General features: G+C 67.5%; 17 protein-coding genes. 6 read left to right on the top strand and 11 right to left on the bottom strand.

The window, feature by feature from the left end:
• Positions 1 to 36: 36 nt before the first annotated feature.
• Positions 37 to 552 (bottom strand): peptide-methionine (S)-S-oxide reductase MsrA, encoded by a 516-nt coding sequence (msrA, locus tag FPZ11_RS14660; protein WP_146321881.1) that lies wholly within the window; start codon positions 550 to 552, stop codon positions 37 to 39.
• Positions 553 to 617: 65 nt separating this feature from the next.
• A complete protein-coding gene (gene msrB / locus FPZ11_RS14655; protein ID WP_146321880.1) occupies positions 618 to 1,067 on the bottom strand; it encodes a peptide-methionine (R)-S-oxide reductase MsrB in 450 nt (149 codons plus the stop codon).
• 213 nt (positions 1,068 to 1,280) lie between these two features.
• Between msrB and FPZ11_RS14650 the strand changes: the two genes are divergently transcribed.
• Together FPZ11_RS14650 and FPZ11_RS14645 are read left to right on the top strand one after the other, a co-directional pair.
• Complete coding sequence (locus FPZ11_RS14650; RefSeq protein WP_146321879.1) at positions 1,281 to 1,883, top strand: DoxX family protein; 603 nt, start codon at positions 1,281 to 1,283, stop codon at positions 1,881 to 1,883.
• A gap of 111 nt (positions 1,884 to 1,994) precedes the next feature.
• Positions 1,995 to 2,753 carry a phosphatase PAP2 family protein gene (locus tag FPZ11_RS14645; RefSeq protein WP_168203852.1) on the top strand — a complete coding sequence of 253 codons (759 nt, stop codon included), beginning with the start codon at positions 1,995 to 1,997 and terminating at the stop codon, positions 2,751 to 2,753.
• A 66-nt stretch (positions 2,754 to 2,819) separates the two neighbouring features.
• Here the strand turns inward: FPZ11_RS14645 and FPZ11_RS14640 are convergent, their stop codons facing one another.
• From FPZ11_RS14640 to FPZ11_RS14625, 4 genes are all read right to left on the bottom strand, one after another.
• Entirely contained in the window at positions 2,820 to 3,047 is a 228-nt protein-coding gene (locus tag FPZ11_RS14640) for a hypothetical protein (RefSeq protein ID WP_146321877.1), read from the bottom strand.
• A gap of 158 nt (positions 3,048 to 3,205) precedes the next feature.
• Positions 3,206 to 4,411 carry an MFS transporter gene (locus FPZ11_RS14635; protein WP_146321876.1) on the bottom strand — a complete coding sequence of 402 codons (1,206 nt, stop codon included), beginning with the start codon at positions 4,409 to 4,411 and terminating at the stop codon, positions 3,206 to 3,208.
• A 135-nt stretch (positions 4,412 to 4,546) separates the two neighbouring features.
• Positions 4,547 to 5,848: an ABC transporter permease gene (locus FPZ11_RS14630; protein ID WP_146321875.1), complete on the bottom strand. Its 1,302-nt coding sequence runs from the start codon at positions 5,846 to 5,848 to the stop codon at positions 4,547 to 4,549.
• Positions 5,845 to 6,537, bottom strand: coding sequence for an ABC transporter ATP-binding protein (locus tag FPZ11_RS14625; protein WP_146321874.1), 693 nt, complete (start codon positions 6,535 to 6,537; stop codon positions 5,845 to 5,847). The genes FPZ11_RS14630 and FPZ11_RS14625 overlap by 4 nt, the downstream gene beginning before the upstream one ends.
• Before the next feature lie 268 nt (positions 6,538 to 6,805).
• Between FPZ11_RS14625 and FPZ11_RS14620 the strand changes: the two genes are divergently transcribed.
• The 3 genes from FPZ11_RS14620 (at position 6,806) to FPZ11_RS14610 (ending at position 9,731) form a co-directional block, all read left to right on the top strand.
• Positions 6,806 to 7,975, top strand: coding sequence for a sensor histidine kinase (locus FPZ11_RS14620; protein ID WP_146321873.1), 1,170 nt, complete (start codon positions 6,806 to 6,808; stop codon positions 7,973 to 7,975).
• Positions 7,972 to 8,637, top strand: coding sequence for a response regulator transcription factor (locus FPZ11_RS14615; RefSeq protein ID WP_146321872.1), 666 nt, complete (start codon positions 7,972 to 7,974; stop codon positions 8,635 to 8,637). The genes FPZ11_RS14620 and FPZ11_RS14615 overlap by 4 nt, the downstream gene beginning before the upstream one ends.
• Before the next feature lie 86 nt (positions 8,638 to 8,723).
• Positions 8,724 to 9,731 (top strand): class I mannose-6-phosphate isomerase, encoded by a 1,008-nt coding sequence (locus tag FPZ11_RS14610; protein ID WP_210415882.1) that lies wholly within the window; start codon positions 8,724 to 8,726, stop codon positions 9,729 to 9,731.
• 104 nt (positions 9,732 to 9,835) lie between these two features.
• Here the strand turns inward: FPZ11_RS14610 and FPZ11_RS14605 are convergent, their stop codons facing one another.
• The 5 genes from FPZ11_RS14605 to FPZ11_RS14585 all read right to left on the bottom strand — a co-directional run bounded on the left by FPZ11_RS14605 (position 9,836) and on the right by FPZ11_RS14585 (position 15,128).
• A complete protein-coding gene (locus tag FPZ11_RS14605) occupies positions 9,836 to 10,852 on the bottom strand; it encodes a Gfo/Idh/MocA family protein (RefSeq protein WP_146321870.1) in 1,017 nt (338 codons plus the stop codon).
• Positions 10,849 to 11,835, bottom strand: coding sequence for a Gfo/Idh/MocA family protein (locus FPZ11_RS14600; RefSeq protein ID WP_146321869.1), 987 nt, complete (start codon positions 11,833 to 11,835; stop codon positions 10,849 to 10,851). The genes FPZ11_RS14605 and FPZ11_RS14600 overlap by 4 nt, the downstream gene beginning before the upstream one ends.
• 55 nt (positions 11,836 to 11,890) lie before the next feature.
• Positions 11,891 to 12,787, bottom strand: a complete 897-nt coding sequence (locus tag FPZ11_RS14595) for a carbohydrate ABC transporter permease (protein WP_146321868.1) — start codon at positions 12,785 to 12,787, stop codon at positions 11,891 to 11,893.
• A gap of 1 nt (position 12,788) precedes the next feature.
• Positions 12,789 to 13,658, bottom strand: a complete 870-nt coding sequence (locus FPZ11_RS14590; RefSeq protein ID WP_146321867.1) for a carbohydrate ABC transporter permease — start codon at positions 13,656 to 13,658, stop codon at positions 12,789 to 12,791.
• A 147-nt stretch (positions 13,659 to 13,805) separates the two neighbouring features.
• Positions 13,806 to 15,128, bottom strand: a complete 1,323-nt coding sequence (locus FPZ11_RS14585; RefSeq protein ID WP_146321866.1) for an ABC transporter substrate-binding protein — start codon at positions 15,126 to 15,128, stop codon at positions 13,806 to 13,808.
• A 119-nt stretch (positions 15,129 to 15,247) separates the two neighbouring features.
• Here FPZ11_RS14585 and FPZ11_RS14580 point away from each other — a divergent pair, with 119 nt between their 5' ends.
• Positions 15,248 to 16,456, top strand: coding sequence for an ROK family protein (locus FPZ11_RS14580; protein ID WP_146321865.1), 1,209 nt, complete (start codon positions 15,248 to 15,250; stop codon positions 16,454 to 16,456).
• The last annotated feature ends 45 nt before the right edge of the window (positions 16,457 to 16,501 follow it).

Here is a 16,501-nt window from a genome sequence, read left to right as displayed (position 1 = left end):
GGCCCGACGCCGAACTCAGGGTGGGTTCAGCGTGCCTCAGGCAGTCTGCGCCTCGCGCTTCGGCAGACGCCAGTTCGGGCGCACCCAGTGGCAGGTGTAGCCGGCCGGGTACTTCTGCAAGTAGTCCTGGTGCTCCTCCTCGGCCTCCCAGAACTCGCTCGCCGGCTCCACCTCGGTGACGACCTTGCCCGGCCAGAGGCCGGAGGCATCCACGTCGGCGATGGTGTCGCGGACGACTCGCTCCTGCTCCGGCGTCGTGTAGAAGATGGCGGAGCGGTAGCTGCGGCCGATGTCGTTGCCCTGCCGGTTCTTCGTCGACGGATCGTGGATCTGGAAGAAGAACTCCAGCAGCTCGCGGTAGCTGATCACGTCGGGATCGAAGACGATCTCCACCGCCTCGGCGTGGTCGCCGTGGTGGCGGTAGGTGGCGTTCGGGGTGTTCGGGTCGCCGGAGTAGCCCGTGCGCGTGGAGATCACGCCCGGCTTCGTGCGCAGAAGCTCCTGGGCGCCCCAGAAGCATCCGCCGGCGAGAATGGCCTGCTCGGTACTCATGCTTTTTCTCCTACTTCTCGTTCGTTCCATTGTCGTCTCGGATGCCCGCGCCCGCCTGGCCGGGATCAGCTTGCCGTCGCGAAGAGCGCTGCATACTCGCCGTAGCCCTCCTTCTCGAGATCGGCCAGCGGCACGAACCGCAGCGCCGCCGAATTGATGCAGTAACGCAGGCCGCCCGCCTCGACGGGTCCGTCGTCGAAGACGTGCCCGAGGTGGCTGTCGGCGTGCTTCGAACGCACCTCGGTGCGCACCATCCCGAACGCCCTGTCGGTGTTCTCGACGATGTTCGCCGGCTCGAGCGGCGCCGTGAAGCTGGGCCAGCCGCATCCGCTGTCGTATTTCGTGGTCGAGGCGAACAGCGGCTCGCCCGAGACGACGTCGACGTACAGCCCTGCGTCATGGTTGTTCCAGAACTCGCCGGTGAAGGCGCGCTCCGTGGCCGCGTTCTGCGTGACGTCGTACTGCTTCTTGGTGAGCCGCGCGAGTGCGGCCTCGTTCTTGCGGTAGTTGCTCATGGTGAACTCCTTACGAGAGCAAGAACGTGGGATGCCCGTCGTAAGTTCCCACGCAGCGGTCGCACCGCTGTGAGTTGCCTGTGACCTCCAGCGGCATCGAGCGACGGTGGGCCGTGAGCCGCGCGAGGCATCCCGAATCCGTCCGGAACGGTTCACATCGCGGGGCATGACGTATAGAACGGAGGGCGGGACTTTCGAAGGCAAGGGGATCGCATGGGCACGTTCATCTTGAGGATCGTCGTCGGGCTGCTGTTCGTGGGCCACGGCCTGCAGAAGCTCGCTGGCATGTTCGGGGGCGGCGGAATCGAGCAGACCGAGAAGATGATGGATGCCCTCGACATGCATCCGGTGAAACTGCAGGCCCGCGCGGCCGGGCTCGCCGAGACCGCGGGAGGTGCAGCGCTGGTGCTCGGCGCGGCGACGCCGCTGGCCTCCGCCGGGCTCATCGCCACGATGATCACCGCCATCCGCAAAGTGCACGCCAAGAACGGCATCTGGAACTCGAAGGGCGGTGTCGAGTTCAATCTCGTCATGATCGCGGCGGCCGCGTTGCTCGCGGCAGGGCCGGGCAAGGCATCCCTCGACGCGGCCTTCGGCCGATCGAAGTGGGGCAACGGTTGGACGGCGTTCGCGCTCGTCGCGGGCGCAGTGGGGTCGACGCTGGCGATCGTGGCGGGCAAGCGATTCGCGCCGGAGCCCGCCGAGTCGACTGCTGACGTCTCGGCGTCGCCTGTCGCAGCGGACGACGCAGACCCCGACGACACCGCACGGTCGGAGCCGCCCGAGGGACGCGACCCGTCCGACGACCGGTCGTAGACCGAATCAGCCTTCCGCGCGCGGCCAGGGGGTGGAGCATCCTGAGCACACTCACAGCGGTGGCGCCGCGGCGCGCGCCGTCACCGACGCACGATGCCCCACACTGAAAAGATGCCCTCGCACCGCACCGCGCACTCACTCGTGTTGCCGCTGCCTCGCCGCGCCCCGATCTATTTCGGAGCATTGTGGGTGTTGACCTTCGCGTTCGGCTTCATCATCGCCTCGATCCCCGGGGCGCTCAGCGCCCAGCTCGGGCTCGACCGTGCACTGAACGATGCACACAGCCCGCTGCTGGATGCCGTCGCCAAGACACTCGACAAGCTCGACTCCGTCACGGTGGTGGCTGCCTTCATCGTGGTGCTCGTCGTCGTGGTCGGGCTGTCGTCGTCGTGGTGGCGCGGCATCGCCGCCGCCTTCGTGGCGGGCGGCGGCTGGCTGCTCTGCCTGATTCCGAAGGCGGTGGTCGCGGAGGCGCGACCCCCGGCCGGGTCCATCGCGCACACGGTCATCGGTGACGCCGCGACGCTGAGCTACCCGAGCGGACACGTCGTGTTCGCGGTGACCTTCACCGTGGCCGCCGTGCTCGTGGCGCGCAGGGGCGCGGTGCGCGCGATCGTCGCGGCGGTGGGCATCCTCTTCGTGCTCGTCACGGCCTGGTCGCGGCTGTACGTGGGCGCTCATTACGGCACGGACATCGTCGGAGCCGTGCTCGCCGGCCTTGCCGGTGCGCTCACGATCGCGTGGCTGTGGAACGTGGTCGCACCGCGGGTCGCCCGGCGTTTCTCGGGCGCCGCGACAGACGACAAGGCGTCACCGTCGGCGTCGCCCGCTCCCCGCACGCCCCGCGAGGACGCCGACCTCCGCTCCTGAGCCCGCTCCCACCGAGAGTGCCGGTTCCCCACCACTCGCGGTGAGACGAGGCGCGCCCTCCAGGAGTCAGACTCCGGCGACCTGCTGCACGATGTTGGCGATCGTTCCACCCCATATCAGCGACGCGACGCCGAACATCAGAGCGGCGGCGATGGCTGTGACCACCACGCCGCCGACGAGGATGAGCAGCATGCGCACGAGCACGACTGCTCGGCTCTGCCGCTCGTCGGCTTCCGTGCTGTAGGCGTTCCTGATGAACGAGACGACACTCATGGCACCCCCGGATGAACTCACCGGCCGTGTCTCACGCCCCGAGACACGGCCTAACCACATTGCGGGTGAGCTCCGTTGTTCGCCCACTCATCAGTGTGCGGCGACGGGCAGGGGACGGCGTCGGAATCTGCTGAAGGCGCTCTAAGAGGTTCGTTGCCGTTCCGTGACCTGAGCCGGGCTCAGGCGCGCTTCACGGGTCGCAGCGATCCCGCCACCGCGAACGCCGCGAGCATGAACACCACGACGAGCCAGAGCGAGTTCAAGAGGCCGACCGACTCGGCGAGCGCACCGATCACGGGCGGTCCGGCGAGGTTGGCGAAGTATCCGACGGATGCCACGACGCTGACCCGCGCCGCCGGGTTCGGTCCGCTCTCGGCCGCAGCCGACATGCCGAGCGGGAAGCCCATCGAGACGCCCACCGACCACAGCAGCACGCCGATCAGCACGAGCCACACGTTGCCGCCGAGGATGAACAGCACCACGCCGACCACGCCGAGCGCCGTCGTGCAGCGAATGGTCCAGACGCGACCGAGGCGATCGACGGCCGGCCCGCCGAAGATGCGGGTGAGCGCCTCCCCCACGGCGAACACCGTGAAGAACAACGCCGCGATCGCCGCGGTCTGGCCGTGGTCGTTGTGCACGGCCAGCGTCATCCAGCTGTTGGCGGAGCCCTCCCCGAGCTCGACCCCGAGCATGACGACGCCGATCAGCAGCAGCCGCCAGTCGAGCCATCCTCTCGCCCACTGCACCACTCGCTGCCAGCGGGTCAGCTCGGCCTTCGGCTCTTCTGCACGCGGCCCCGGCGCGATCGACGGGGCGACCACGAACGCCAGCAGGGCGATCACGACGGCTTCGCCGATGAACTGGGCGGACGGTGTGATGCCCACGGCGGCGCACAGCGCGCCGATGCCCGCACCCACCGCGGCGCCGACCGACCACGCGCCGTGCATGAGCGGCATCAGCGTGCGCTTCGCCCTGCTCTCCACGGCGGATCCCTCGACGTTGATCAAGACGTCGAGCGTGCCGATGCCGAAGCCCACGATGACGAAGGCGACCACGGTCACCGGAATCGATCCGGCCGCGACGCCCACGCCCATCAGCGCCATCGCGACGGCGACGACGAGGATCGCGCCGCCGAGCGCGCGTCTGCTGCGCAGGTAGTGCAGCAGCGGAGTGGATGCCACGAGCCCGCAGATCGAGCCGATGGTGACGCATCCGAGGATCACGCCGATCATCGCGGTGTCGGCACCGAGGTCGGCCTGCACGGCGGGGAGCCGCGGACCCCACGAGGCGACGGTCACGCCGCCGATCGCGAAGGCGAGGATGACCGCGTTGCGCCAGCGGCGCAGGGCGCGGGCGTCGACGGTGACGAGGGTTTCAGACATCGGGGGCTCTCTTTCCCCCGCTACCCTGCCACAATCTCGAATCGATTCGAAAGTCGCCGACGAAGGCCGGCGAGCGAGCGCCGCACCGGCGTGCCCCGCCCGGCACCCTTTCGGAGCCGGACGGGGCAGAGCACCTCACTCGTAGCGCAGCGCTTCGATCGGATCCTGGCGCGAGGCTCGACGAGCCGGGAGGGTTCCGGCGACGAAGCTGATCGCCATCACGACCACGATGATCGTGGCAACGGATGCCACGGAGAACTGCAGCAGGTGCAGGCCCGGCAGGTCGGAGAGCAGGGTCGCCGACAGCCGATTGCTGATCAGCGTGCCGAGCCCGATCGCCGCCAGCGCCCCGATCGCGCTGCCGAGGAAGCCGATGAACACGGCCTCCATGCTGAACAGGGCGAAGACTCGTCCGCCGCCCATGCCCATCGCCTTCATCAGGCCGATCTCCCTTGTGCGCTCCTGCACGCTCATCAGCAGCGTGTTCACGATGCCGAAACCGGCGGCGATGAGCGCTATCACGGCGAAGGCATCCAGCACGCCGACGATGCCGTTGATCACCGTGAGCAGGCTGCCCAGCTGGTCGTCGATGGTGAGGCCGGTGAAGCCGGCATCCTTCAGGTCCGCCTTGATCTTCGCGATCTGCTGCGGGGTGGCATCCTTCGCGAACGTGGCCGTCGCACTGCCGTAGGTGGTCGCGACCGCTGTCGGCTTGCCGGTGGTCTGGGCGGTCTCGAGTGCGCTGCGCAACGTGTCGTTCACGGAGGCACCCGAGGTGAACAGGGTGGCGTTCTGGATGCCCACGATCGTCGCCTGCACCTGGTGCATCGTTCCCAGGTAGTCGCCGATGCCGATCGTGACTGTCTTGCCGACGGCATCCTTCGCGCTTCCGAGCCCGAGGTTGTGCAGATAGGTGGTGGGCAGCACGATCTGGTTGTCGCCGGCGGTGTTGTCCAACTGTGCGCCGGAGGCGAGGTCGGCGCTCACGTTGCGCACTGCGTTCAGGCTGAGCACCCACTTGCCGTTGTCGGAGTAACTGATCCACGACGGGTCGACTCCGGTGTTGCCGCTGGCGGAGGTGATGCCGTCGACATTCTTGATGGCGGTGATGTCGTCTGCGCTCAGTGCGGCGGAGCCGCCTCTGGCAAGGCCGGCCGGGCCGCCCCCCGAAGCGGACTGCGCCGTGTCCGGGTCGTACTTCTGCGGGCCTGACCCTGTCGACGACTGTGCGCTGGCGGTCTTGGTCACCGTCAGCGAGTTGGTGGCCCCGATCGCTCCCACCTGGGTGGTGATGTAGTCGGAGATGCCCGTGCCGATGGCCGAAGTGAGCGTGAGGGTGAACGCGCCGATGAAGATGGCGATCACCGTGAGGGTGGTGCGCAGCTTGCTGCGGAACGTGTTCGCGACAGCGGATGCGATCAGGTCGCCGGTCTTCATGCCGCCACCTCCGAGACATCCGAGATGCGCCCGTCGCGCATGGTCACGCTGCGCTCGCAACGGGACGCCAGGTCGGCGTCGTGCGTGACGATCACGAGCGTGATCCCCTTCTCGCGGTGCAGCCCGAACAACATGCCCTCCACCTCTGCGCCGGTTGCGGAATCGAGGTTGCCGGTGGGTTCGTCGGCGAAGATCACCTTCGGCTCGTTGACCAGTGCCCTGGCGATGACGACGCGCTGCTTCTGACCGCCGGAGAGGTCGTTCGCCCGGTTGCGTGCCTTGTCCGCCAGCCCGAGCCGGTCCAGAGCATCCATCGCACGCCGCTTGCGCTGGGAACGCGCGACGCCGGCGATCACCAGCGGCAGCGCCACGTTGTCGAGCACGCTGGCGTGCGCGTTGAGGAAGAACTGCTGGAAGACGAAGCCGAACTCCTTGTTCCGCAGGCGATTCAGGTCGCCACCGCGCACATCCTTCGCGTCCCTGCCGTCGACCAGCACCGAGCCGGACGACGGCCGGTCCAGCAAGGCGAGCAGATGCATGAGGGTCGACTTGCCCGACCCGCTCTTTCCGACGATGGCGAGGCTCTCGCCCGCCATCACATTCAGCGACACTCCGCGCAGAGCCTCGAAGCGGTCGGCGCCGCTCCCATAGGCCCGGCGGAGGTCGCGGGCTTCCAGTACCGCTGACATCCTGTCCGTTCTCTTCCGTGCGGGTCGTTCGCAAGGTGCGCCGAGTGCCGCCATTCCAGTGTCGGAATCGGCTGCCCGTCAGTCGTCCCGCGGTCGCGGACTCTTCGGTACCGCCTTCGCGGTATGCCGGTGACGACGAAGGGTGGATGCCCGTTGCCGCCCCCTGCGCAATGCTTGACGTGGACAGACCTGCCCAGACCAGCGCGCCCAGACCAGACGGGCCAGCCAGGCCCGGCCCGCGCGCCCGAGGCATAGAAATGGAGGACGGATGCCTGCACCTGCCCGCGCCTCTCGCGCCCGCGACATCGCGGTCGACGTGATCGTGTTCGTGGTGGTGTGCCTTGCGGCGTTCGTCCCCATGGGCAGGGGCGCCACCGAACCGCACGGACTCGTCGTGCTGCCCTACATGGCGGAGGCCGGTCTCGTGCTCTTCGCGCGCCGCAGGTTCCCGGTCATCGTGCTCGTGATCTGCGTGCTCATCGGACTGTTCGCCGCTCTGATGGGAATTCCGCACTCGCCGGGGTTCGCGCTGCCCGTGGCGATCGCCATGTATACGGTCGCTCGCTACCGTTCCAGGGCACTGACCGTGGGCCTCGCCATTGCGCTCATCGTGCTCCTTCCCCTCGAGGAGCTCGTCATCGCCGGGGCGGGCTTCGGCGCCGGGGATGTCACAGCTCCCGCCACGCTGCAGCCCGCGGTGCTCGTGGCGTTCGCCGCAGCACTGGGGTCCGCCATTCGCTCGTACTACGACGCGCTGGAGTCCGCGCGCGAACGTGCCCGACGCGCCGAGGAATCGCGGGAGGCCGAGGCTCGGCGCCGGGTCGCCGAGGACCGTCTGGCCATCGCACGCGACCTCCATGACTCGGTCGCGCACCGCATCGCCGTGATCAACCTGCAGTCGGGAGTCGCCGCCCGTTCACTGCGAGGCGCTCCTGACGAGGCCGAGCGGGCCATCGCCGTCGTCGGTGAGGCAGCACGCAACGTGCTCACCGAGCTCAACGACATGCTCGGCCTGCTGCGCAGCACATCTGACCGCGACATCGTCGACGAACCTGACTTCGAACGCGTCGAGGGGCTGCTCGCACTCTTCGCCAGGAGCGGCCTCAAGGTGCGGGTGCACGCGCTGGGCGACCCGTATGAGCTGGATATCCGTACGGGACCGACCGCCTATCGCGTCGTACAGGAGGCGCTGACCAACGCGTACAAGCACGGCCCGGAGCGCACTGCCGACCTGGAACTGACCTACTCCGCCGACACCCTCACGATCCGTGTCACCAACCCGGTCACCGACGCCGCTCCGTCCTCGAACAGCGATGGCCACGGCCTCGTCGGCATGCGCGAGCGCCTTGCCGAGATCGGCGGCACGCTGAGCCTGGACCGTTCGAACAGCCGCTTCGAGCTCACTGCCACTCTGCCGGTCCACGAGGGTGCACGATGATCCGCGTGCTCATCGCCGACGATCAGGCGCTCATCCGATCGGCAGTGGTCGCGCTGCTCCGTCATGAAGACGACGTCGAGGTGGTCGGCGAGGCCTCCGATGGGTCGCAGGCGGTCGCGATCGCGCGGCGCGAGCATCCGGATGTCGTCCTCATGGACCTGAGGATGCCCGGCACCGACGGCATCGCGGCGACGCGGCAGATTCGGGCGGACGATGGGCTCGACTCCGTGCGCGTGCTCGTGCTGACCACCTTCGAAGACGAGGAGAATGTGCTCTCCGCGCTACGCGCCGGAGCCGCCGGATTCCTCGGCAAAGGGGCCGACCCTGTCGACATCGTGCGCGCGGTGCGCACCGTGCACGCGGGCGACGAGCTGCTGTCGCCGACCGCGACGCGGACGCTCATCAGGCGATCGCTCGAAGCACCACAGGCATCCGGACCTGCTCGGGCGCTGCCGCCGGACCTCACCGAACGCGAGACAGAGATCCTCGCCTTGGTCGGCAGAGGGCTCTCGAACGACGAGATCGCCACTGCCCTGTTCATTTCGCCTGCCACGGCGAAGACGCACATCAACCGGGCGATGACGAAGCTGGGTGCCCACGACCGGGCCCAGCTCGTGATCGCCGCCTACGAGTCGGGGCTGATCGCGCCGGGGTCGGAGTAGGTCGCCGCGCGCTCGTAGCTGCCGGCCGAAGCGGCGATGGTGCCCGGCCCGACACGAGCCTGGCAACTGGGCCTAGCGTGGTCACCGTGGAACTGATCGTGCTGGGAGTCAACGCGCCAGAGCGCCGGCCGTATCGCGGCGGCCTGGGCATCTCCAGGTTCCGCGGCATCGGGCCGCTCACCGCGCACAGTCCGGAGGACTTCGTCGCGTCCGCCACGGAGGTGTACTCGGGCGGTGGCGTCGGACTGACGACGCTGCCCGACGGGCGGCTGTTGCGCGACACGATCGCCGACGATCCGCCGGCCTGGCTCGGCCCTGACCAGCTCGCCGCGCACGGGCCGGTTCCCGCGCTCCTCGTGAAGATCCTCGACACCCGGGAACGCCTGTTCGCCCACTTCCACCCGGGCGACGGGTTCGCCCGTGACGTGCTCGACCGTCCCTTCGGCAAGACGGAGGCGTGGGCGATCATCGCGACCGACGGCCCCGCGACGGCCCACCTCGGATTCTCGCGCGACGTGAGCGAGTCGGAGGTGCTGCGGTGGTTCGCGACCCAGGATCGCGAGGCGATGCTGTCGGCGATGAACGGCATCCAGGTGTCCCCAGGCGACACCCTGTTCGTTCCGGCGGGCCTGCCGCACGCGATCGGCGAGGGGATCACCCTCATCGAGCTGCAACAGCCCGTCGACCTCTCGATCATCCTGGAGTGGCAGGGCTATCCCGGCCTCGACGCTTCGAACGCACTGCTCGGCCTCGATGCGGAGACCGCCCTGGCCGGCCTGGATCGCTCCGCCTGGAACGCCGATCGCCTGCAGCAGCTGCGCACGTCGAGGATCGCGGATGACGCGACTCGCCTCTTTCCGCAGCAGGCGGATGCCTTCTTCCGCGCCGACCTCCACACCCTGCCGTGCCGCTGGGACGCGGACTTCGCGGTGCTGGTCGTGCTCGACGGTGCGGGCGCACTGCGCTGGGCGGGCGGCCACGTCGAGCTGGCACCCGGCATGACCGTGCTCGTGCCGTGGGGCGCCGGACCGACATCGGTCGAGGGGGATGTCTCGGTGCTGCGGTGCCGGCCGCCGGCACCGCAGGCCGCGTGACGCGGCGCAGGCGGAACGGCGTCGGGTCTGGAGTCGTCAAGCATGCGTCGACCAACCCGATGTCTGAACGTCCAGCCCTGTCTGTCGACACCGTGGTTGCCGGATCACGCCGGGACGGCCTGCAGATCCGTTGGCTCGCCCGTCGCGATCGACCGATACGCGCCGTCGATCAGCGTGACGCCTGCCAGACCAGCTGAGCCATCGGGCTGCGTTCCTGTGGCACGCTCGGCGACCGCAGCGACGAAGGTGTCGATCAGTCGCTGGTCGAGCGAGATGCCATAGCCGTAGGAGAGCGCTCCGCGGTCATTCCAGCCCTCGATGATGCCTGCGAATGGCATGATCTCCGCGGCACCCTTTGTACCGACGACGGCGAGCGTCACGAGGTCTCCGACGTCGGCCGACCCGGCGGGCCGCGACCAGGAGCAATCGACCGATGCGATGACGCCGCTCGGGTACCGCAACGAGATGAGTCCAGCAGTCTCGATGCCGCCTTCACGGCCGCCCGGGATGCTGTTGGCGACCGCATACACCTCCTCGGGCGACTCCTCGAGCAGATCGGTGATGAGGTCGGCTGCGTGCACCACATGGTCGGTGACCGCTCCACCGCCGCTCAGCACGGGGTCTGTGAACCACGCTCGTGCGGTTGGGATGCCACCGCAGTTCGTCGCGTTGACCGAAACGATGTCGCCCAGCTCACCACGGCGCACGATCGCGCGGAGCTGCGTGTATGCGGTGGAGAAGCGCACCGGGAGCGCTGTCATGAGCACGATGCCGGCGTGCCGAGCCGCCGCGAGCATCGCGGCAGCATCGTCAGGCGACGTCGCGAGTGGCTTCTCACAGAGCACATGGATGCCCAGCTCGGCAGCACGAAGCACCAGCGCGCGATGCCGCACGTTCTCGGCGCACACGATGACGGCATCCGGATGCCACGCCCAGACATCCTCATACGAGTCCAAGTAGTCGATGCCGAGCTCGGCGGCGAGCCTGGCACCCCTGGACTCAGCGCCGTCGTCGACGGCATCCGGGTCGGTGGCGACGAGCTCGAGGCTGGTGTGGTGCTGCAGCGCAGCGATGTACTCCAGCGCATGCGTGTGCGCCAGCGATAGGACCGCGATCTTCATGCCGCTGAAACCTCTTCTTCGTTGGTGGTCAGTTCGATCGCCCGCCCGCTGCCGGCCGAGCGCGCGACGGCATCCGCGATGCGGATCGCCTCGACGCCGTCGCGTGCTGTCACGCGGGCATCGAATCCCTCGTCGATGGCGCGCACGAAGTCCGCCAGCTCGGCGCGGTACGGGTTCGTCGCCGGATCGAAGTCGGGCAAGATGTCGTCGGCGTCGCTCGGGATGCCGACGCGCGTGTAAGTGGGCCTGGTCGCGGAGTCCGATCGCAATGTTCCCCGCGACCCGGAGACGTCGAACTGCGTGCGGAACTCGATGGGCGCCGTCGTCCAGGTCGCCGTGAGTTGCGAGATGGCGCCTGACGCGTGCGTCAGTATCGCCTGCGTGCTCTCGTTGCCCTGGTGCGAGCGCGTGCGTGCGAAGACCCGCACCACGTCGCCCGCGGTCCAGCGGGCGACATCGATGTCGTGGATCATGAGGTCGAGCAGAACACCTCCGGACTTCTGCCTGTCGAGATACCAGCCGTTCTTGGGACTCTGTCCCTGCCTGGTGAAGCGCTGCACACCGATGTCACCGAGCGCACCGGACTCGATCGCGCCGTGCAGCGCGACGTAGTCCGGGAAGTACCGCACCACGTGTGCAGGGAAGAGCGGCACTTCCGCCCTGCCGAAAGCCTCGGCGAGCGACTCGGCGTCCTGGAGCGTGCGCGCCAGTGGTTTCTCGCAGATCGTCGGAAGCCGATGCCGAAGCGCTTCCATGGCGAGCGACGAATGCACTGAAGTCGGCGCGCAGACGTCGACCAGGTCGACGCCCTCCAGCAACTCGTCGAGGGATTCGACGACCCGGCCTCCGCCGTGCCGCTGCACCAACCGTGGTGCGTCGTCGGTGACCGAGTACACGAGCACGTCGAAGCCGAGGTCGAGCCACGCAGGGAGGTGCGCGTTCGCGATGCCGCCCGCGCCGATGAGGCCCACTGTCTGATTCATCGACTGAAGATTCCTTTCGAAAGGTCGAACGTGAAGTCCCTGAGCAACGAGAGATTCATTTGCCGATGCCCTCTGTCATGCCGCTGACCACCCGTCGCCCGACCCAGAAATAGAGGATGACCATCGGTGCCACGACGATGACGATGCCGGCGAAGAGCCCGCCCCAGTCAGACGTGTATTGCATGTCGGAGTAGAAGTTCAGCAGTGCGACGTTGAGCGTCTGCATGCCCTGATTCGGCACCAGCAGGAGCACGATCATCGTCTCGTTCCAGAGGCCGAGCACATTCAGCACCGTGACGGTCGTGATGCCCGACTTCGCCAACGGAACCATGATCGAGAGGAACGTGCGGAACGATCCGGCGCCATCGAGTGCGCCGGCCTCCTCGAGCTCCGACGGCAACGACCTGAAGTACCCGACGAGCACGAACACGCTGAACGGCAGGCTGAGCGCCACGTAGAAGATGGCGACTGTGATGCGCGGGTCCCAGGCGCCGGTGATCCACTCGACCATGAAACGCGAGAGCCCCACGCTGATGAGCACCATCGGCACCGCGAACGCCTGGAACGGCACGCTCATGCCCGCGGAGAACAGGGAGGTGATCGGGCCGGCCGACCTCCCTCCGAGTCTGGCGAGCGCGTAAGCCGCCGGCACGCTGAGAGCCATGATGACGGCCACCGACACGGCCACCAGAACCACGGTGTTGAGCGCGGCGACACCGAGACCCGAAGTCGTCAGCGCTGTCCAGAAGTTGTCCCAGTGCCATGTGGTGGGAAGGCCGAGGGGATGCGCGAAGATGTCTCGCGAGCTCTTCACGGAGTTCAGGAAGATCCACACGAGCATGGCCAGATTGAAGACGACCCATAGCCACAGGGATGCCTTCAACGCGAACGCCACGAAAGTGCTGAGGGCTGCCGACAGCGACGGCCGACCGATGCGGGGAACGGTGCTCACGTCACATCTCCAACGCTTCGCGGCGCGAGATCCTGCGGGACAGCAGGATCAGCACGACGGTGATGGCGGTCATGATCACGCCGATGGCGGCGGCCGAACCCAGTTGCGGGATGCCGCCTGCCGGGCCACCCGTCACACGCAGGTACTGCTCGACGGCGAGTGATCGCGCCTCGAGCGGCGGCGTTCCTGCGGTGCCGGTGAACGCGATGATGATCTCGAACGTCTTGATCCCGGCGATCACCCACAGAACGGCGGCCACCGAGATCATGTCCCGCGTCAGCGGAAGCGTGATGTGGCGGAACTGCTGCAAGAGGTTCGCCCCCTCGATCTGCGCCGACTCGTAGAGGCTGGCGGGGATGGCGTCCACTGCCGACATCAGGAGCACGACGTAGAAGCCCGCTGCACTCCAGGTGAGGCCCACCATGATCACCTGCAGGATGTTCTCCGGCGCCAGCCACGGCCGCTGCAGGCCGTCGAGCCCGAGCAAGCCGAGCAGCGTGTTGATCATGCCCTTGGGGTTGAACAAGAACGACACCGAGAGACCGATCGCGATCGGCGAGATGATGTAAGGCACGAAGACGGCCGAACGAATGAAGCTGTGCCCCTTGGTGCTGCGCAGCACGATCATGGCGCCGCACGAGACGAGGAAGATGGCCACGCCGACCACCGCCGTGAGCACCAGGGTGTTCCAGAACGACGACAGGAACACCGGGCTTGTGAAGAGATCGACGTAGTTCTTGACGCCCACCCAGTGAAAGGCTGATCCGAGGCCGGCCCATGACGCGAAGCTCAGCGTCATGCCGTAGAGCGCCGGCACGATGAAGAGCACCACGTACACGATGAGTGCCGGCAGAAGCAGCGGCATGTACATGCGCCGCCGCGCCCGATCGAGCGCTCCGCCTACGCGCCCGCGGCGCGAGGGCCGGGATCGATCGCTGCTGGATGAACCCGACTCCTCGTTCCGGGAGCGCCGCCCGACCCCGGTGACGGGCGCGTTGTCTGTGAGCGTCACGACGGTCTACTTGCTGAGCAGGGCCGCTGTCTGCGCCTTGCCTTGTGCCAAGAACTGGTCCACGTTCAGCGAACCGCCGATGAACTTGTCGTCGAGCGGCAGGAAGACGTCGTTCCACCACTGCGCCGCAGTCGTCGCGACGCCGTCGAAGTCCAGGCTGATCGTGGTCGTCGAGCCGATGCTCTTCTTGAGGCCGGCCAGGGCGGCGGGCGCGGGCGAGTCGGCGCGCGCGGGGATGTTGTCGGCATCCGTCGCGATGCGGTCTCCGTACTTCTTCTGCATGGCGAATGCGAGGAACTGCGCGATCTGCGCCTGCTTCTTCGAATTCGGGTTGGCCGCCCAGCCGAGCGCACCGACGGTGACGACGCTCGGCTTGCCGGCCGTCACAGGCGGGAACGCCATGACCTTCGGCTTCTGCGTCGAGCTGCGGGATGACGCGGTCTCGCTGGCGAGCCACGTTCCGTTGAGGTTGTAGAGCTGCTCGCCGCGGGCCCACGCGTTCTGAGCGTCAGGGTACTTCGTGGCCATGTAGTCCTTCTGGAACAAGTCGTCGGCCACGAGCTTCTGCAACTCCTCCGCTGCTTTGCGCACAGCGGGCTTGTCCCAGGCCGACGCACTCGTCGACAGGCTCGCGAGCGTGCCGGGGCCACCGGTGGCGAGCATCAACTGGAAGATCCAGAACGCGTTGTAGGAGTTGACCGTTCCGTCGAGTGCGATCGGCTGCTTGCCCGTCGATGCCTTGCTCTGCTTCGCGTGGTCGAGGAAGTCGTCGAACGTGGCCGGCGGATTCGTGCCGAAGTCGGTGTCGACGGCGGCGTCGTACCAAAGGCCTTCGGAGAAGACGGAATGCGGCACGAAGCCGTAGCCCTTCTTGTCGGAGATGGCCTTCAGCACACTCTTCGGCAGCACCTGCTTGATCGTCTTGCCCTCGCCGGGGATCTCGGTGTCGAAGATCGCCGACATGTCACCAAGCGCTCCCGCTGCGCGGAACTCCGCCGTGTGGTCGATGGACGAGTCGTAGATGTCCGGCCCAGACCCTGTGGCGATGGCGTTCTTCACCTGGGTCTCTTCGCCGTTGCCGATCCATTGCACGGTGACCTTCTGGCCGGTCTTGGCCGCGTAGTCCTTGATGATGGAGTTGAACAGCTTGGCCTGCGGTGTGCCCGCCGCCCACTTGCCCCAGTAGACCAGGGGCGCCTTGGAAGCGGAGCCGGCGGAAGTCGATTGCAGGTTGGTTCCGCAACCGGCGAGCAGGAAAGTGGTGGCTACCGCTCCGCCCGCCATGAGAAGCGAACGGCGGCTGAGTGCGGCAGTGGGGTGCTGTGGCATTGGGGGTCCCAATCTTCAGTGTGATCGTCGATGATCCTGTGCCGGCAACGTGCCCGGTGGGATGTGAAAGCATTATAAACACAGTTTCTGTTTTAATTCCATCTCACTAAGGTGAAGCCATGAACGTGCTCCTCGATCGTGGGCAGACGCTCCTTCACAACGCGGGGGATCAGTCTCGGCTGCGCCGGCTGAACACCCTCGCTGTCATCGAAGCGATCCGCGATGAAGCCCTCACCATTCCGCTCACAGCCAAAGCGACAGGGCTCTCGAAGACCTCGACGGACTCGCTCATCGCGCACCTCGTGCAGCTGGGCTGGGTCGTGCCGGTCGACCCGCTCGCACCGAGCGGAGCCGGTCGACCTGCCACCAGATATCGGTTCAAAGCGGATGCCGCAGTCGTTCTGGGCATCGATATCGGACGCCACACCGTGCGAGCCGAGCTCGCCGATCTGAACGGCGAGGTGTTCGCTTCCGCTGACGCGCCGGCGAGCGAGGATGACGGCCCCATCGACGTTCTCGCATCCGCAGTTCGCCTCGCAGACGAACTCCTCACTCGCGCCAAGCGCGAACGGTCGTCAGTGTGGGCGATCGGCGTCTCCGTACCCGCGGTCGTGTACCAGGATGTGATCACACGCGGCCCGTCCGGTTGGGCGGGCATCAACGTCAAGGACGTTCTGAGCACGGACTTCGAATGCCGCATCGTCGTCGAGAACGACTCGAACCTGGCCGCATTCGCCGAGGCGTGGAAAGGACGGGCGTCCGACGTATCCGACCTGGTCTACATCCACTCCGGCAATCGCACGGGAAGCGGCTTGGTGATCAACGGGTCGCTGTTCCGCGGCTCGAACGGGGCCGCCGGCGAGATCGGCGCCATCCACGAGGTGGGCTGGCAGACCGCCCAGAAACACTTGCACGCCGTTCAGCTCGAGGACGGGTCCGTCGTCGACCGCGAAGCGGTGTTCAAGGCCGCCGCCGACGGCAGCGTCTCAGCGCTGACCGCGGTACGCCGATTCAGCGAAGACATCGCCATCGGCGTTGCGGCCTTGGTTCTGACCGTCGATCCCGAGATCGTCGTCGTCGGCGGCGGCAACGTGCGGGCCGGCGATGTCTTTCTCGAGCCGCTGCGGCGTCGCGTCGAAGAACTCTGCATCGCCAGGCCGGTACCTCAGATCCTGACGTCGGCGCTCCGCGAACGCGCATCTATCACAGGCGCCGTCGGGTATGCGGCGACAACGGTGCAGGAGCTGTTGCACGCAGCGGCGGGAAGCGGCGGCAACCTGCCGAGCGCCGACATCCCTCCGTCGAAGTGGACGAAGCAGCTCGGCTGACACGTCGCTCGCTGTCACGCCACGTCGCGCACGAATGCCCGGCAT

The organism is Humibacter ginsenosidimutans (genome assembly GCF_007859675.1).
Lineage (GTDB): Bacteria > Actinomycetota > Actinomycetes > Actinomycetales > Microbacteriaceae > Humibacter > Humibacter ginsenosidimutans.
The sequence above is the reverse complement of the archived record's forward strand: the minus strand, read 5'-3'. Positions and strand labels throughout refer to the sequence as shown.

Bases quoted from the DNA above. Each gene is read 5' to 3' on its own strand.
- msrA (WP_146321881.1), bottom strand. From the start codon at position 552: ATGAGTACCGAGCAGGCCATTCTCGCCGGCGGATGCTTCTGGGGCGCC.
- msrB (WP_146321880.1), bottom strand. From the start codon at position 1,067: ATGAGCAACTACCGCAAGAACGAGGCCGCACTCGCGCGGCTCACCAAG.
- FPZ11_RS14650 (WP_146321879.1), top strand. From the start codon at position 1,281: ATGGGCACGTTCATCTTGAGGATCGTCGTCGGGCTGCTGTTCGTGGGC.
- FPZ11_RS14645 (WP_168203852.1), top strand. From the start codon at position 1,995: ATGCCCTCGCACCGCACCGCGCACTCACTCGTGTTGCCGCTGCCTCGC.
- FPZ11_RS14635 (WP_146321876.1), bottom strand. From the start codon at position 4,411: ATGTCTGAAACCCTCGTCACCGTCGACGCCCGCGCCCTGCGCCGCTGG.
- FPZ11_RS14630 (WP_146321875.1), bottom strand. From the start codon at position 5,848: ATGAAGACCGGCGACCTGATCGCATCCGCTGTCGCGAACACGTTCCGC.
- FPZ11_RS14625 (WP_146321874.1), bottom strand. From the start codon at position 6,537: ATGTCAGCGGTACTGGAAGCCCGCGACCTCCGCCGGGCCTATGGGAGC.
- FPZ11_RS14620 (WP_146321873.1), top strand. From the start codon at position 6,806: ATGCCTGCACCTGCCCGCGCCTCTCGCGCCCGCGACATCGCGGTCGAC.
- FPZ11_RS14615 (WP_146321872.1), top strand. From the start codon at position 7,972: ATGATCCGCGTGCTCATCGCCGACGATCAGGCGCTCATCCGATCGGCA.
- FPZ11_RS14605 (WP_146321870.1), bottom strand. From the start codon at position 10,852: ATGAAGATCGCGGTCCTATCGCTGGCGCACACGCATGCGCTGGAGTAC.
- FPZ11_RS14600 (WP_146321869.1), bottom strand. From the start codon at position 11,835: ATGAATCAGACAGTGGGCCTCATCGGCGCGGGCGGCATCGCGAACGCG.
- FPZ11_RS14590 (WP_146321867.1), bottom strand. From the start codon at position 13,658: ATGTACATGCCGCTGCTTCTGCCGGCACTCATCGTGTACGTGGTGCTC.
- FPZ11_RS14585 (WP_146321866.1), bottom strand. From the start codon at position 15,128: ATGCCACAGCACCCCACTGCCGCACTCAGCCGCCGTTCGCTTCTCATG.
- FPZ11_RS14580 (WP_146321865.1), top strand. From the start codon at position 15,248: ATGAACGTGCTCCTCGATCGTGGGCAGACGCTCCTTCACAACGCGGGG.